General features: G+C 59.9%; 15 protein-coding genes, 1 tRNA gene and 1 pseudogene. 11 read left to right on the forward strand and 6 right to left on the reverse strand.

The genetic code is table 11. The annotated features are described in order from the left end of the window. The first annotated feature begins 252 nt into the window (after window positions 1-252). From J9315_RS03280 to J9315_RS03290, 3 genes and pseudogenes are all read left to right on the forward strand, one after another. Window positions 253-1113 carry a thioredoxin domain-containing protein gene (locus J9315_RS03280; RefSeq protein WP_211978800.1) on the forward strand — a complete coding sequence of 287 codons (861 nt, stop codon included), beginning with the start codon at window positions 253-255 and terminating at the stop codon, window positions 1111-1113. 306 nt (window positions 1114-1419) lie between these two features. After that, window positions 1420-1492 (forward strand) — tRNA-Thr (locus J9315_RS03285). A gap of 345 nt (window positions 1493-1837) precedes the next feature. Then, window positions 1838-2974: pseudogene (locus tag J9315_RS03290) on the forward strand (IS3 family transposase). 191 nt (window positions 2975-3165) lie between these two features. Here J9315_RS03290 and J9315_RS03295 read toward each other — a convergent pair. Beyond that, window positions 3166-3735 carry a recombinase family protein gene (locus tag J9315_RS03295; RefSeq protein WP_211978801.1) on the reverse strand — a complete coding sequence of 190 codons (570 nt, stop codon included), beginning with the start codon at window positions 3733-3735 and terminating at the stop codon, window positions 3166-3168. A gap of 1050 nt (window positions 3736-4785) precedes the next feature. Here J9315_RS03295 and J9315_RS03300 point away from each other — a divergent pair. Both J9315_RS03300 and J9315_RS03305 read left to right on the forward strand, forming a co-directional pair. Continuing rightward, window positions 4786-5163 carry a hypothetical protein gene (locus tag J9315_RS03300; RefSeq protein ID WP_211978802.1) on the forward strand — a complete coding sequence of 126 codons (378 nt, stop codon included), beginning with the start codon at window positions 4786-4788 and terminating at the stop codon, window positions 5161-5163. Window positions 5164-5284: 121 nt separating this feature from the next. Beyond that, entirely contained in the window at window positions 5285-6292 is a 1008-nt protein-coding gene (locus J9315_RS03305) for a phospholipase A2 (protein WP_211978803.1), read from the forward strand. Window positions 6293-6760: 468 nt separating this feature from the next. On the opposite strand, the gene J9315_RS03310 is transcribed toward J9315_RS03305, so the two are convergent. Continuing rightward, complete coding sequence (locus J9315_RS03310) at window positions 6761-7207, reverse strand: hypothetical protein (RefSeq protein ID WP_211978804.1); 447 nt, start codon at window positions 7205-7207, stop codon at window positions 6761-6763. A 340-nt stretch (window positions 7208-7547) separates the two neighbouring features. Between J9315_RS03310 and J9315_RS03315 the strand changes: the two genes are divergently transcribed. The 5 genes from J9315_RS03315 to J9315_RS03335 all read left to right on the forward strand — a co-directional run bounded on the left by J9315_RS03315 (window position 7548) and on the right by J9315_RS03335 (window position 10126). After that, entirely contained in the window at window positions 7548-7853 is a 306-nt protein-coding gene (locus J9315_RS03315; protein WP_211978805.1) for a transposase, read from the forward strand. Next, window positions 7792-8775, forward strand: a complete 984-nt coding sequence (locus tag J9315_RS03320; RefSeq protein WP_282959871.1) for an IS3 family transposase — start codon at window positions 7792-7794, stop codon at window positions 8773-8775. Before J9315_RS03315 ends, J9315_RS03320 begins: the two co-directional genes overlap by 62 nt. A gap of 36 nt (window positions 8776-8811) precedes the next feature. Beyond that, entirely contained in the window at window positions 8812-8979 is a 168-nt protein-coding gene (locus tag J9315_RS03325; RefSeq protein WP_211978807.1) for a hypothetical protein, read from the forward strand. An 11-nt stretch (window positions 8980-8990) separates the two neighbouring features. After that, the gene (locus J9315_RS03330) at window positions 8991-9464 is read left to right on the forward strand and encodes a hypothetical protein (RefSeq protein WP_211978808.1); all 474 of its coding nucleotides are present in this window, start codon (window positions 8991-8993) and stop codon (window positions 9462-9464) included. 341 nt (window positions 9465-9805) lie between these two features. Beyond that, entirely contained in the window at window positions 9806-10126 is a 321-nt protein-coding gene (locus J9315_RS03335) for a hypothetical protein (RefSeq protein ID WP_211978809.1), read from the forward strand. Between the two features lie 201 nt (window positions 10127-10327). Here J9315_RS03335 and J9315_RS03340 read toward each other — a convergent pair whose 3' ends face one another. From J9315_RS03340 to J9315_RS03350, 3 genes are all read right to left on the reverse strand, one after another. Further along, window positions 10328-10579, reverse strand: a complete 252-nt coding sequence (locus J9315_RS03340; protein ID WP_198499591.1) for a hypothetical protein — start codon at window positions 10577-10579, stop codon at window positions 10328-10330. After that, the gene (locus tag J9315_RS03345; protein ID WP_211978810.1) at window positions 10576-11115 is read right to left on the reverse strand and encodes a phospholipase A2; all 540 of its coding nucleotides are present in this window, start codon (window positions 11113-11115) and stop codon (window positions 10576-10578) included. Before J9315_RS03345 ends, J9315_RS03340 begins: the two co-directional genes overlap by 4 nt. A gap of 489 nt (window positions 11116-11604) precedes the next feature. Further along, entirely contained in the window at window positions 11605-11949 is a 345-nt protein-coding gene (locus tag J9315_RS03350) for a hypothetical protein (RefSeq protein ID WP_211978811.1), read from the reverse strand. A 1518-nt stretch (window positions 11950-13467) separates the two neighbouring features. Between J9315_RS03350 and J9315_RS03355 the strand changes: the two genes are divergently transcribed. Then, entirely contained in the window at window positions 13468-13617 is a 150-nt protein-coding gene (locus J9315_RS03355) for a helix-turn-helix domain-containing protein (RefSeq protein ID WP_198500775.1), read from the forward strand. Between the two features lie 320 nt (window positions 13618-13937). Here J9315_RS03355 and J9315_RS03360 read toward each other — a convergent pair whose 3' ends face one another. After that, complete coding sequence (locus J9315_RS03360) at window positions 13938-15296, reverse strand: MFS transporter (protein WP_211978812.1); 1359 nt, start codon at window positions 15294-15296, stop codon at window positions 13938-13940. Between the last annotated feature and the right edge of the window lie 32 nt (window positions 15297-15328).

Consider the following 15328-nt stretch of genomic DNA (forward strand, 5'->3'; position numbering starts at 1 on the left):
GGGGTGCACGCATCGCGGACGCGACGACGCTCCCGCGCGATGCCCGCCGGCCCGGCTGCCAGCGTGCCCTGTCATGGGGGCTTGCCGCCTCGGCGGATGAAGTGGTTGAACCTTGAATTTCACTGGGAGCCGCGCCACAGACGGTTTCGGTACAGTGGGGGCGTCGAGGGAATGGACCGCTCGACGGGTCCTGCAGTCGGCGCGCGCCGACAGGGACCGGCCCCAGTCGGACGATCGACAACGTGAGGAACCATGGCGAAAGACAACTCCGCTGAGCAGAGGCGGAACAAGGCACGCGAGAACGCCCGCCAGATCGCAGCAGCTCAGGCGAAGAAGGAGAAGACCGCCAAGACGATCCTCTACTCGGGGATCGGCGTGGTCGTCGTCGCCGTGGCGGTCATCGTCACGCTGCTCATCGTGCAGCAGGCGCAGCCGGCCGTCTCCCCCTCGAACTACGTCGCCGGCGGCGTCAACGTCGCCAGGGACAACACCGTCGTCCAGCCGATGAACATGCCCGAGGGCGAGGAGTCGAGCCTGCCGACCGCCGCCGACTCCGGCGTCAAGGAGAACGCGGCCACCGTGACCGCGTACATCGACTTCCAGTGCCCGGCGTGCAAGGCGTTCGAGGACACGAACACGGAAATGCTCATGAACCTCGTCAACGAGGGCTCGATCGTGCTCGAGTATAAGCCGATCGCGATCCTCGACCGCTTCTCCAACGGCAACGAGTACTCGACCCGCTCGGCGAACATCGCCGCCTGCGTCGTCGACGCCCAGCCGGAGAAGACCGCGGACTTCTTCGCCGCGATGTTCGCCCAGCAGCCCCAGGAGGGCACGAGCGGCCGCACCGACGAAGAGCTCCTCCAGGTCGCCACCGATGCCGGCGTCGACACGAACGCTCCGCTCCAGGCCGACCCGGAGCAGACGATCGCGAGCTGCGTGACGGATCAGACCTTCGCGAAGTACGTCGCCAACACCACGCAGGAGACCCTCGACTCGGGCGTCGACGCGACCCCGACCGTGCTCATCAACGGCCAGCCGACCCAGCAGACCGGTGACGCCCAGGCGCTCGCCGTCGAGATCCTCCAGGCCACCGGCGAAGTCCAGAACTGACCCGGTAGTCCGCGGGGGCTGTACCTCCGCGGAGTCTCGGCCTCCGGAACAACCCAGACCGCACGGCCGGTCGCACCCGGGCACTCGCCCCGGTGCGGCCGGCCGTTCGTCTGCGGTCTCGCCGACCTGTGATCGGTCGCTCCTTGGAAGCTCAGCGGCGTGTGGTCACCCGTTTGTGATCAGAGAGCCGAGCGTGATGCGGCGATTCGGCAGAATCTGCTCGGTGTTTCGACCACAAATGCGCCTGGCGGTCCGACGGCTTTGTCGCCCATGGCCCGCATGCACTACTATCGTGGAGGCGCAGCCGCCTCCTTAGCTCAGTTGGTAGAGCACCGCTCTTGTAAAGCGAAGGTCGTCAGTTCGAGTCTGACAGGGGGCTCTCTCACCAGGCCGGATGATATTACATCCGGCCGGGTTCGCTTTTAAAGACACGTTTACGACACGCTTTCATCGTCAATTTCGGCGCTCGCCACGAATTCATCCATGACTGCGACGACTTCAGCCGGCCCGCGATTGTCGCGTTCAACGTAGTGCTTGCTCGTTACACCGATCTCCGAATGACCCAGCTGTGAACTCGCGTGCTGCAGGTCGGAAGTGCGGTACACGTTTGTCGCCAGGGACTGCTGAGGGTTTGGTTGACTTCACGACTGGATAAATTCCAGGAAGGTGAGAGGTCATGCCAAAGATCTACACCGATGAGTTCAAGTAGTCAGCACTCGACCTCATCAACGACGGGATGACCCAGAAGCAGGTCTGCGCCGACCTCGGCATCTCGAAATCAGCCCTGCAGGCCTGGGTGCGTGATGCACGTCTGCGTGAGCACGGCCTTGAGCCCGCGCATGACCCTGACGAGTCCCGCGCCCAGGCAGCAGCGCTCAAGCGCATCCGCGAGCTTGAGCGGGAGAACAAGATCCTCCGCGAGGCCGCAGCGTATCTCTCGCAAGCGAACTTGAAGCTCGGTGGTCACCACCCACAATGATGTACCCGCAGGTACCGTGACCTTGCTGCCACCGGTATCCCGGTGGCAGTGACCTGCAGGGTGCTCGGCTTTACGAAGCAAGGGTTCTACCAATGGTGTGCACGTCCGGTCTCGGACCGGGACTGGGACGAGACACACCTGCTCAATGCCGCCTACGACGTCCATACGGACGATCCGGAGTTCGGACACCGGTTCATCGCCGATGAACTCCATGCTGCCGGCTACGGGGCGTCTGAGCGACGTGTGTGGCGATTGTGCTCTCAGCAGCAACTGTTCTCCCACACGATCAAACGAGCCCGAAAACACGGCAAGAAGCCCGGCCCGCCGGTCTGTGATGACCTCGTCAAACGCGACTTCACCTCAAGCCGGATCAACGAAGTGTGGCTCACCGACATTACGGAGCACCACACGGATGAGGGCAAGCTCTACATGTGCGCGGTCAAGGACGTGTTCAGCAACAGAATCGTCGGATACGCCATCGCTTCGCGGATGAAATCGCGCCTGGCGGTCGCGGCGATCGAGGATGCTGTGGCCCGTCGCGGCGGGCCTGGAACCGTGGCCGGTTGCCTCGTTCACAGCGACCGCGGGTCGCAATTTCGTTCCCGAAAATTCCAGCACGCTGTACGGCATTATGGGCTCGTCGGGTCGATGGGTAGGGTCGGAGCTGCTGGCGACAATGCGGCGATGGAATCGTTCTTCGCCGTGTTGCAGAAGAACGTCCTCGACCGTGGTCGCTGGGACACGCGAGCGAGGTTGCGGAAGGCGATCGTGCACTGGGTCGAGAGGACCTATCACAGGAAGCGTCGGCAGAGGCATTTGGGTAAACTGACCCCAGTTGAATACGAACTGGTTCACCACGAGGCCGTCGCCCTGGCGGCATAAACCCCGGAGTCAACCAAACCCTCAGCAGTCCCATTCGAAGAGCTGAAGCGATGTTCCCGGTGCGCAGCACAGCTCGCGTACGTCGACGATGATGGTGGACGAATGGTCTGCCCGAACTGCGGAGATCCAAAGGATCTCGTCGGCTGATCAACGACGACGATGAGAGGGTGACGAGAGCGCGTGGTGTTCCGTCACCCTTTCTGATGCCGGTAGAGCGTTGCTCGAGACCAGCCAACGAGTTTTGCCGCCTCCGCCGCGGTGCGACCCTTCGCCCGTTCGGCATTGACGATGTCGAGCTTGCGCCGAATCACGTCCGGATCGGTTGGAGGACGACCGAACCGGGTGCCGCGCGCGCGAGCGACATCGACACCGGCTTGCACCCGTTCGGCGATGAGTTCACGCTCATAATCCGCCAGCGTCCCGAGCAGCCCGATCATAAGGCGCCCGGTGGGAGTGGAGGAATCGATGCCGTCGACGACAGACCGGAGGCCGACGTCGCGGTGTGTGAGGACGTCGACGGTCTTGAGGAGGTCCGGCAGAGAACGGCCAAGCCGATCGAGTCGCCACACGACGACAATGTCGCCCGGTTGAGCGTAGGCGAGGAGATTCCTCATCTGGGGACGCTTCACGGCTGGCCGAGACCCGGTGATGACATCGGAAAAGATGTCGCGTCGCTCAACGCCACAGTCTTCGAGCGCTGAGACCTGGAGAGTGGAATCCTGCTGCTTCGTTGAGACGCGGGTATAGCCGATGAGTCGCATGCGACCAGTATGACCGAGCGGAGGGGCACGGGTGAGCGAGAGTCTTGGAAAGGCACAACTTGTAGAGACTGTGCAGGTGATTCGAATCGGGGGATTCAATCAGTTGGACTGGTGGTTATGGTGGTGTCTCACATAGTCGTTTTTCATGAACTGTCTCACCCGCGGGGAGTCTATGGTTTGAAAAGACACTCCGAAGCGCACGAGTGGCGTTGCAGAACGAATAGCATGTTCCTATGAAACCGAAGTTGGTTGAAAAAGTTCGTGAGGAACTCTTGTGCCGAGGGTGGCGAAATGTCCGGAGTCAGGAGGACGGGTTCCAATTATGGGAAGATATGGACGGTAATAGACTTACTTTGCCGTCCGGCTACGGCGAAGTAAGTTCCGCTGTGATAGTTCAGGCTTCGAAGGTTGCGGGGCTGGATCCGAGAGCAGGCGGCTGATGGTGGAGGAACTACGAGTAGTCGCTTTCCGAGAGGGCAAGTGGTGGAGCTTTTCTCTGCCAGATCTGAGCATTGCTTCGCCAGTATCTCCTGAGCTGAAGTTGATCCCGATTGGACAGAGCGCCAGGGCTACCTCCGTCGGGAGAGCTGCGGAGAAGCTTGCTTCAGTTTGGACTGGAAGGGCATCTCAAGATTTCACTGCTACAGTAAATTTTCAGCTTCCACGTCATATGGCTGATGTGCTCACTCGAGCTCGAGAGCTTGAAGAGAAGGTGCGGAAAGACCAGGAAGAGGTTGATCACCTTTACCGGCAGGTAATCCGAAAACTTCTCGCTACCCGCATGGCGAAGACGGAAGTGTGCGAAGTGACAGGACTCTCAGCGAACGTAGTGAAATCACTCCTGCTGGAACAGGTAGAAGACTAGCCCCGTCCCTCCGAACTGTTATCGGATCGTGACATTGTTCCGACGAGAACGCTCATTGAATTCACATAAAGTTCTTATAGTCAGAGAGTGCTCAACACTGAGGTTGGGCGGGCATCACTGGTGCGAAAAACCGTTGGTGATCTTGCTGGAATGAGGAGTTGCAAGTGTTTCGAGTATGTGCGGCAGTGAGCTCGGTGGCCTGCGTGTGGGCGGCCCATGTGCTGCACGCCTACGCCAATGCGGATGAGGGTAACGTGGCGGTGAATGAAACACTCGCAGCCATGTGCTTGATGGTGGCGGCTACGCTGGTCGTCGCTTCAACTTCCAACGCGAGGCGAAACAGGATTGAATTGCGTATCTTCGAGCTGACGATATTCGTCCTCGCGATTCTCGCGGCGGCTTTCTTGTTGGTGATTGCGAACGCGAGTGGTGCCCCCTTAGTTAGCGTCATTGCGCTAACTGCACTTTTGCCGCTATTAGGACTCGCGAGTGTGATAACGATCGTCATTGCTGTGGTGACTCTTGTTGGTGATCGAAGGCAGTCATCGAGGGCAACGTCCTAATAACAGTTTTGCAACCTCTGCAGGCCTAACCAATGGAGATTAGAAGGGTAGATCCATGCGTCAATGGCTCTTGAAGCGATGCTCTATAGTTGCAGGATTGGTCTTAGTCGGAAGCGCTGGAGTGGCTACTTCAGTTGAAGCGAATACGCCCCTCGTCGGACAACCAATGTTGATTACTAGCCAGAGCGATGAACCCCCAGAAACAGGAGGTGACGGTGATCCGATCGAGCAAGACTTTACTCTATTCGATGCGGTCGTCGCCAGCCCCGGGAATGCTGACAGGTTCAAAAACAGAACTGTGAACTTCACTCTTCCGGCGGGTTGCTCAGGACAAAATGGTGCAACGAAGTACTCTTGCGATGGGAAAGAATTCTCCTTTACCGCGTCAGCATTCGCGGATGATGGCGTAGAGATGGTCGCGACGGGTCGTATAAGCGGAACGTCGATTGTGGTGAAAGCGGAGTTCATCCCTAGTGGTTATATTAGTCAGGATCTCACTTTTACGGTTTATGCTGTCGAGGCGGGTGTAGCTGGAGGAATCACGTCTGGCGAGATCAGTCAATCTGTGATCGAGATGACTAAGTCGGATGCGGGAATATTGACCGAGACGGAGCTGAATGCTGAAGAAGAAGAGCTGAAAGATGCTTTCGACGAGGGTGACAGCGGAGAGGTGGCAGCGCGCACCGGTGTGAGTCCCTATCTTTCTGCTAGCCGGCCCTCAAAGGTCGGTATCCCGAGTACTTATGTTTGGTGCAGTTTCTACGATCGACCGAGATACAAGAGATGTCAGCCGCCTCGATTGCACGATTACTGTTCTTGGTCACCAGACCGTCCGGTTGTGTATGCGGGAAGGACGTCAAGAACGGTCGACTTCCGTGGACCTTGCGCGAGGCACGACATGGGCATCGCGAAAATTCTTAAACAAGGGGGGACCGTAGGCACCAAACGAAGCAAAAGAAGAACTGCCGATCGGGTATTTCGTGATCGTATGTATCAAAATTGTTCGAACGCATTTTACCAAAGTACTAGTTCTGGAAGAGCTCTGAAGTCAAACTGTCGATCAATAGCTTCAACCTACTATCGTGTAGTTTCGGGTGTTACGAACCGCTGGAGTGGTAAGGGAGCCTGAGTAGTTCGCTACGATCAGGAAGTGGGGTCTTTGCGTGCGCGAAGACCCCACTTCTATGTCCGAAACTGAACTGAGCCTCTCGGGACTTCGAATGGTGCTCGCGAAGGTTTGTTGAAGCGTGTTTGGACAATTCGGTCGGATCTCTGTTCTTTGTGGAGTGTTCATGCAGCCCGGAGTTGCCGAGGACTTTGTGTTGTCGATCCCGGTAGGGCCTAAGGTGATCACCGGCAGGGTGTTCCTTGCGCTGTGCAGTGGCTCCACCGGTTGGAGAGGAAACGCCGCGCCACACGATGACGGTGGCGACGCTGACCGTCCCACTGCTCTTGAGGGGGCCGTCTGGTTCGGCCTTACCCCGATTTACCAGCAGTTCGCGCTTCCGAGATAGGGCGGATCTGCGATCGCGAGCTTCATGGTGGACTCCTCAGGATTCGAATTGTGTGACGGTGCGAGCGTGATTTCGTGACGGATTCAGGACGGACCGTTGGGGTTTGGACTGTGGGTTTCTGACGAGGGTGGGGTGGTTGAGGATGGCACCGGCTGTGCTGGGCCGGAACGACAGTCGTCGAGCGCGTCGAAGGCGGGTTCGGCAGCCACGCTCTCCCAGTCGATCGGGTCGGGGGTCAAGCCGGCCGCGGTGTTGTCATCGTCGGCGATTTCGAGTGGTGCAGGCTCGTCGACGAGACTCTGCAGTCGGTCCCAATAGGGTCTGAGGTAGTCGCGATAGTTGGGTTCCTTGCCGAAGGCGGTGGCTGCATCGGTCTGATCGGAGACCCCGCGCCAGACGATGACGGCGTCCACGACATCGTCGCGACGAGGGTGTGACGCGAGGCGTTGGGTGAGGTGGACGAACCAATCCGGCGGATCAGCTGCGAGAACGGCACGGCGAGCGGCGACCTGATCGGTGAGAGCAAGCATGGTGGTTTCCCACAGGCGAGACTGTTCGTCGGTCTCGGGGGGGCGAACCGGTGATCATTGCACCGGGGCCGGTGAGAGGTTGCGAGGCTGGACGTTGGCAGGAGTCGATGATCGTCTCAGCTGTGTCAGCGTCGGTGAGCTCGCCGTGGAAGTTTTCGCGCGGATCCATGCTGACGAGCTGATGCCAGGAGGGATCCCATGGCAGAGTTTCGCGAACGGGTGGAGGAACGTCGCTGTGCAACCATTGCTGGGTGCGGGAGACTTTCGCAGCCCAGCTGAGTGTCATGCCCCGGGGATAATAGAGGCTGGGAGATTGGAAGAAGGAGATTCTCTCTTGCCAGTGAAGTACACCGACGAACTCAAGGCGCGTGCCGTCGAGCTCGTCATCCATGCCCAGGCCGATCCGGACACTGCGAACGGGGCAATCACCCGTGTCGCGAAAGAACTCGGGTTAAGCAAAGAGACCCTGCGAGTCTGGGTTCGCAAGCACAAGGAATCCGGCGAAGCCACACCGACTGAGTCAGTCGACCTGGAAACGGAGAACCGCCGGCTACGGGCTGAGCTGGCTGAGGCGAAACGGGCCAATGAGATTCTGCGCCGAGCGTCGGCTTTCTTCGCGGCGGAGCTCGACCGCCCATCCAAGTGATCGTCGCCTTCATCGACGAGAACAAATACGAGTTCGGAGTCGAACCACAATCGTGCGCGCCCTGTCCGGGACTGCTGCACGGATTGCTGTGAGTTCGTATTACGCGTACAAGAAGCGCCGCCCTTCCGCTCGTGCTCTGCGGGATGCTGCACTCAGGGTCGTCATCAGGGACGTCTATGAAGCGAACTACTCCTGCTACGGGGTGCGGAAGTTGTGGCGCGCGGTCAACCGCGACTACGCCGACCGGTTCGGGTCGATGGCCCGTTGCACGGTGGAGCGGTTGATGCGCCAGTTGGGCATCGACGGGATCCGGCGGAGACGGAAGCGTCCGAAAACGGCCTCGGCCAGGGCTGAGGACTGCCCGGACGACCTTGTTGATCGTGAGTTCACAGCACCGGGCCCGAACTGCGTCTGGGTCGCCGATATCACGTACGTGCCGACGCAGGCTGGGTGGGTGTACGCGATGTTCATCCTTGATGTGTTCACCAGGGAGATCGTGGGCTGGCAGGTGACGAACCATCTGCGGGAGTCGCTGGCCAGGGACGCTTTGACGATGGCGCTAGCGGCGAAATTCCGGGCTGGTGAAGATGTGTCGGGGCTGGTCCACCACAGTGGCCGCGGCGTTCAATTTCGGTCGATTCGCTATGGCGAGGCTCTCGCGGAATCCGAGTTCGTTGCGTCGGTGGGATCGCGCGGAGATTCGAATGACAATGCGATGGCTGAGGCTCTGAACTCGGTGTACAAGGCTGAGCTGATCGACAGACGGGTCTGGTCAGGGTTGATCGAGGTGCTCGCGGAGACGTCTGCGTGGGTGGCCTGGTACAACCAGGAGCGGTTGCATTCAGCGATCGATTACCGTCCGCCGTACGAGGTCCATTCGGAATGGGTCAACCAGTTCGCGGCAGAACCCGTGGCTGCTTAGGAAACCAAGAAGAGGAGCCTCTAAGAAACCCGGAGCTTGACATTCATCGGAACTCCCGGCACCACCACCGCCACGGTCACCGCACCGCCCTGGCAGCTGTTCAAGGACTGGAAGGGCAGGAGCCCGCGCCTGCGCGCATTCATCAAGGGTGCACCGCGCGATCTCACCATCAGCAACGTCTCGGTGCAGGGCGCACGGGACTGAGAGGACTCATCATGGAATTCAACCTCGACATCTGGCAGATCATCCAGCTCTGCGTCTCCACCGTGTTCCCCCTCCTCGTCGGCCTCGTCACGAAGCTCTCCACCTCTGGTGGGGTCCGGGCGGTCCTGCTTGCGGTGATCGCTCTCGTCACTTCTCTGGGAACCGAGGCACTGGCGGCCAACACTGCCGGGCAGGTCTACGACCTCGGGCAGGGGCTCATGACGGGTCTGACGTCGTTCCTCATCGCCGTCGGTATGTACTACGGCCTGTGGAAGCCCACCGGCGCTGCTGTGGCCGTCCAGGCGGTCGGATCGACCGGAGCCGCCCCTGCCGATCAGATCCCCGGCAACTGGTCCGGTGCCGACTCGGACGAGGTTGCGCCCCTCGAGGATGACGGTAATGAAGACCTCGACGAATCCGACGACCTCGGACTCACCGAGCCCGACGCTACCCCGCCTGCTGAGGGTTACGAACCCCGCCACTGACACAACTCAGCCCCGTCGCTCACACCGAGCGGCGGGGCGTTTCGTCGTAGCTGAAGCTGGTTGAACCTACATAAACTTGTGCAATAATGACAACTCGTAGACGTTGCAGGGGGCCAGGTGGGGTACTGGAAGAGGCACCAGAAGCCTGAACTCGAAAGCGTTCTACAACAGTTCCATGAAGCTGGGTGGACGATTGAGGACCCGCCTAAGTACTACACGGTGAAGTGCCCCTGTGGGGACCATATGAGGCAGATTCACCTCACCCCGAGCAACCGGAACTACTCAAACCAAGCACTGAGGTGGCTGAACCGCCAGGAGTGCATGCACCCCCAGGAGCAGAGATGAAACTCATCGGAATTGGCATGACGTTGCATGTCGATGGTGACGCCCGTGACTTTCTGCGCGAACAGTTCGACGCGGTGATGGAGGAGTTGCTGTTCCTCGAAGCTCGCGACAAGATCATCATGGACCCCGCGGTATCTGTCGACCTCGCCGCCGGCGACATGGAGATCGAAGTCGCGGTCGAGGCCGAGACAGCTGAAGAGGGTGAGCAGAAGGCCCGCCGTGAGATCGCGAAAGCCCTCGAAGAGGCGGGCAAGCAGGAGAATCGATTGCCGTATGTCAACAGTGGGAACCGCAGCGAGCTTCTCGAGCTCGCCTGACACATAGACGAATCGGCCTCCACCACGTGAAGCGGTGGGGGCCGATTCGTCATTCACGTTTGATCCCGTAGGGGTCGTCGTACTATCGCCCTCGGCGAACTATGGAGCGTCTCTCCGCTGGTGCACACGTTAGGTCGTCTCACGACTGGCGCATTGTGATCCCAGCCGGTATTGGTCGGCTCGCTCGTCATGTCGCACTCATCAGCTGCGGATGCGGGGCTCGGATTTCGACTTGCCTCTACCACTGAGGAGAAGTGCCGTCCAGATCACCGAGCCGAGGATGAACGGCGCGCTCACCAGCCAGCTCAGCAGCGTAAAGGCAGTGACTGTTATCCACCCGTCCTCAGCGGTGTTCGCCCACACCGTCATGGCAACGCTGCCCACTAGCATCAGTGTCGCTACGCTAAGCAATGACAAATATGCAATTTTCAGGATTTTTCTCTTCGGGATCACCAGGGGTTGCCCTTTCCTTTGTAGTGCTTCTTACCGCCGATTCGCACAGCCTCGAAGTAAACCACTGCAACTGTCTTGCAAACGAATACTTCCTTTTTCCTCTTGTTGCATATGCTTTTCATATTCTCGCGGAATCTCGCGTCGCAGACGTTCCTGTTGGTCTTCGAGTTCTTCCCGTAGCACAGATCGTGGTTATCACACGCTGGTTTGAATATTTTGTTCCATTTCGCCGCTGCCTTCTTCAATTGCTTCGGCGTCGAGCACCCGTTGGGCTTCGCGTATGGTTGCAGGACGATCGGACCGAGCGAGTCTGAACCATAGTAGTCCTCAATCAGAGCATCCTCGGAGATATCACCGTCGACCTCGACGCCCTCGTCCTTCAAGGTCTGCAATGCCGCACTCAGCTCCGATATGGCATCACGGTCGACAGTGTCAGGCTCGGCAGCACTGGCGGGAGCACCTGTGAGTGCTGCGGTGAGAACAACTGCGATCAACGAAGCGACTACTAGTCTAAGACGGTGAGGTCCAAATTTCATGGGGTCAACTTTCTGCACTTGACTCTAGATGCAAGAAGACTCTCGCAGAGATTCCAGGCGTGCACATCGCACAAAAGTATGAATTCCCTCTTCTCGAGTCCAAGGACGCCGCTATGCGCGCAACACTCGACGCCGGACCCCGACGCACGAAGCGGCCCCCACCGTCACCACGGTGGAGGCCGCTTCGTCGTACTTGAGGGCTTTCGTAACCTTCGACTGCCGACATCGTCACCCTCCGCGGATGCACCCTCGACAAGAGCAGGTATCAGGGCGACCCGTACTGGCGGGCGAAACTGCTGCGGGACAACGAGTGAGGTTCTCGTGCCCACAATTCGCCCACAGTTGCCCACATATACGCCGTGGTACGTAGTGGTTCATGGGGGTGCCAACGGCGAGAATTCAACGATCCGAGCCCTGCCCTGCGCGCCCACCCCGGCTCAAGTCCCGCTAATTGGTCAAGTCGCATCAAGTAGCGGGACTTGAGGAGGTTCATGAATGCAGATAAGCAGCACCTTCGACCCACTCGAGGTCACGAGTTTCACCTGGATCAAGTGGGGGCCGTGAATCATACCTCGCGATTAGCACACTATCCTTTTTCGTGCCCGAACAGACCATTGCAAAGATTTCGATGAGGCGCGGAGGTGGAATCTGATCTCGCTTGGCCCAGCTCAACGTTTCATCAAGCGTGGCCTCGGAGGATTCAAAAACAGCGACGGAGGTGAGGTCTTGCGAGTCATCATGTTGGCCGTGCCAGAACGCCACTCGAAAAGCATCAACCTCTCCCTCGCGCCGTACATCGCGCTCGTCGATCAATTGAAAGCCGTGATTTTTCATCAATACTCGCCTCAGCTAAGCGGAGTCATATTGACTGCCGAACCAATTTTCCAGGAATCAGATCTTCCTCCAGATGCTCTTCGATTGGGAAGCTGTTCGCTTTCCCGACAAAGAGGCATGACTTGTGATGATCCAGGTGCTAGTGGCATTCCAAAATCCCGTGCCCCGTCCGCCATTTGAGCCAACAACTGGAGTGTAGTATGGTGTGGAAAACTGTCCAGTGTTAGCCGTGACGGTAATCCGTGCATCACTGTATGCTCTGCTCTGAGCTTTTCCTGGCCTCGAGCTCGAGCTGGCGGCGGGATACAAGCTTAAAAGCCCCTTGACACGCAAACTGACTTTGGTGTTCACTCCCTTTGACTCGCACTTGTAACGAGTCTTGTAAATGGCTCCGCCAGCGCCCGAAGAATAATGCGGGTTGTCAACTCTTGCAGTGCACTTAACATAACGAGCATTTTGCTCTTCGGCTGACTCTGCGCTTCTGGCTGCGACTTGACCGCCGATCGTCACAGTCGTCTCGACGTAGTCACGAGAATCGTTCGCTTGTCTTAGGAGTTCTTCTTCCGGCATGTTCAATGCGCTGGTCTCGACTCTTTCGGCCCAAGCTTCGTATTGCTGCATGGAGGACGTACTAATTTGCGCGTCCTCATCTTCTTCTGCCGCGACTGGTGAAGTCGTGCCAGCGACTAGGAGCAAAGAAGCGCTGATGGCCAGGACTGTCTTGAATGGTTTCACTGCATTTCCCGTTCTTATAGGTCCTCCCCGGAAGCGACAGTGCGACCGAGCGTCGGAGTTGGGTGAGCCGATACTAAGCAGCAGAAATCTCTCCTTGGTCGGAGAATGTGGGCCGGGGTCCAAACTGTGGCCAAAATGAGATGTTCGACGACGTTCGGGGAGATTGCCTCCGTCAGGTGATTGCGCCTGCAACATCGACCAACGCACGCTTGGATGTGTGACGCTGTTGAGACGTATCAAGGCCATGCTGAATTAGTGACAGCTAGAAGGTTCATGTCCGTGCCGTGGTCCAAGGTTGCAGGGTCCGCATAGAAGAAGAACCAGGAGGATCCAATTGACCACCTACGACGAAGCAATCCAGCACGCCGGTCGTGCCCTGGCAGAGGGGTTCCGCCGCCTTCAGGAAGGCACACCCCGCGAAGCCGCGGAACGCGCCTACACCCCGGGAGGGCCGAGCGTTGAAGAACTCGAAGCTCGGATTGTCGCCTGGCGCCGCGTAATCAGTGTTAAGGAAAGACGGGTGAGCAAGCAAGTGAGGAGGCTACTTTCCGATGACGAGGTGGCCGAGCGGATTGGTTGCTCGAAATCTAAGCTTCAGGCGAATCGTGCCCTTGACCGCGGAGATGGCGGTGATCGTGTCCCCAAGTGGATTCAAGCTGGAAACTCATGGCGTCCGCGAACGCGAGGTACAAGGCAGTCTGCGGTCAACGAGTGGCTCGACCGACATGAAGAAGGTCGGATTTCGGGCAATGAAGGGACGCCAAGTTGATTAATCTCGAACGTTTGCTCACTGCGAAACAGGTGGCAGAAATACTGAATTGTTCGGTACAGCATGTCTACCGACTTCGTGGGCGGGGAGATCTCCCTGCCATAGCTGTAGGAGGCATGTATCGATACTCACCGGAGGAGCTTCGCCGGTATATCGATCGGTAGAACTCCTTGGGTCGCCAGTCTTCGCAGAGGGACGTTGGCCTGAGCAAGGTTGCGGCACGGTTACGACACGGAATCGCGCTCGATTCGTCACCGCAGGGCCACCAGGGGGGGCTTCCCCGCAAGTCCTGAAAGCATGCATATTTGCAGGTCAGAGGAGAGCCAATGCAAACCAAAGAGAACCATGAGGGACATTCTGCCCTATAAAGCGAAGGTCGTCAGTTCGAGTCTGACAGGGGGCTCATTCATCAGGGGCGGCACTCGGGGAATCGGGTGCCGCCCCTGAGCGCATTCCGCCCTTCAGTGTTCGCGCGATCGCGCCCTCACCCGCCCGTCGACGAGCGCGCGGTGCGGCGGTCGTCCCGGCTCGCTCGACGCTCCCGGCCGGCGGCGCGACCGGGCAGCCCGATCCGCCTGGCCCACACGAGCACCCAGAGCGCGCCGGCGATCGCGAAGACACCGGTGAAGAGGACCCCGAAGCGCAGGGACGCGATCGCGATGACGAGCGAGATGAGCGTCGGCCCGGCGAGCTTGCCGCCGTTGGAGAAGATCGCCCAGATGCCGAGGAACCGTGCGCGCCCGACGGCGGGGGAAAGGTCCGCCCCGATCGTCATGTTCACCCCCGCTCCGAGGCCGTTGCCGACGGCCATGATGCCCACGGACACGATCATGCCGATGAGGCTCGGCGCGCAGACCATGACGATGAACCCGGCACCGAAGATCGTCAGGCAGGCGACGAGCGTGGCGACCCGGCCCAGGCGGTCCTTGATGTAGGCGCCGAGGAACATGAAGACGAGTTCGAGCCCGGCGCCGAACGCGATGAGCAGCGAGATCTCCGACTCGTGCAGTCCGATCGTCACTCCCCACAGCTGGATGACGACCGGCTGAGCAGACCGGGCGATCGTCAGCGTCATGATCGAGATCCCGACGAGGATTACCGCGCCCCAGCGCACATCGAGCCGTGCCCGCCGAGGCGGGGCGGAGGGGACGCCGACTGCGAGGTCGTCGGAGGTCGGGGCCACCGCCTCGGTGGAGTTGGCCTCCTGAGCCACCGCCTCGGCGGGGTGTGCCTGCGCCTTCCCAGTGCTGCCGCCGACCCGCGTGCCCGGGTAGTCGGGGATGCGCGCGCTCGGCAGCGCCATCACCCCGATCGCGGCGAGCCCCGCGACCCCGGCGAAGACGAACACCGACCACAGCGGGAAGACGAGCATGAGGCCGGCGCCGATGATCGGTCCGAGGAGGTTGCCCACCCGCATGCTCCCGCCGAGCGCCGTCATCGCCTTCGCGAGATCGGCGGCGGGCATCACCTCGGCGACGACGGCCTGCCGGGCCAGATTCCACACATCGGAGACCGGGGCGAAGAGCATGAGCGCGACGGTGTAGACGATGAGCGAGGCCGGCGACTCCCAGACGAACGCGGCGACGATGGCCCCGAGGACGACGATCGCGGTGAGCGTGGCGACGACCATCGCACGGAAATCGCCGAGGCGGTCGATGAGCAGCCCCGCCGGCACCGTGGCGAGCAGCGAGACGGCCCCCATGACCCCGACGACCGCCGCCGCGAACGCCGCCGTCGCCCCCAGCGACAGGGCCCCGAGCACGAGGACCGGGAGGATCGACCCCAGCCCGACCGCGAAGAGCAGCGAGGGGATGAGGACCGGCCAGAGGATGGGTTTGAGCACGTCGTCAGTGTAGATCCGGTGTCCTCACCCCC

Source organism: Brevibacterium sp. W7.2, assembly GCF_018137945.1.
In the GTDB taxonomy this organism is placed as follows: Bacteria; Actinomycetota; Actinomycetes; order Actinomycetales; family Brevibacteriaceae; genus Brevibacterium; species Brevibacterium sanguinis.

Excerpts from the sequence above, each read along its gene's own strand:
- J9315_RS03335 (WP_211978809.1), top strand. The coding sequence starts at position 9,806 with ATGAAACTCATCGGAATTGGCATGACGTTGCATGTCGATGGTGACGCC.
- J9315_RS03320 (WP_282959871.1), top strand. The coding sequence starts at position 7,792 with ATGAGATTCTGCGCCGAGCGTCGGCTTTCTTCGCGGCGGAGCTCGACC.
- J9315_RS03330 (WP_211978808.1), top strand. The coding sequence starts at position 8,991 with ATGGAATTCAACCTCGACATCTGGCAGATCATCCAGCTCTGCGTCTCC.
- J9315_RS03310 (WP_211978804.1), bottom strand. The coding sequence starts at position 7,207 with ATGCTTGCTCTCACCGATCAGGTCGCCGCTCGCCGTGCCGTTCTCGCA.
- J9315_RS03350 (WP_211978811.1), bottom strand. The coding sequence starts at position 11,949 with ATGAAAAATCACGGCTTTCAATTGATCGACGAGCGCGATGTACGGCGC.
- J9315_RS03295 (WP_211978801.1), bottom strand. The coding sequence starts at position 3,735 with ATGCGACTCATCGGCTATACCCGCGTCTCAACGAAGCAGCAGGATTCC.
- J9315_RS03345 (WP_211978810.1), bottom strand. The coding sequence starts at position 11,115 with ATGAAATTTGGACCTCACCGTCTTAGACTAGTAGTCGCTTCGTTGATC.
- J9315_RS03280 (WP_211978800.1), top strand. The coding sequence starts at position 253 with ATGGCGAAAGACAACTCCGCTGAGCAGAGGCGGAACAAGGCACGCGAG.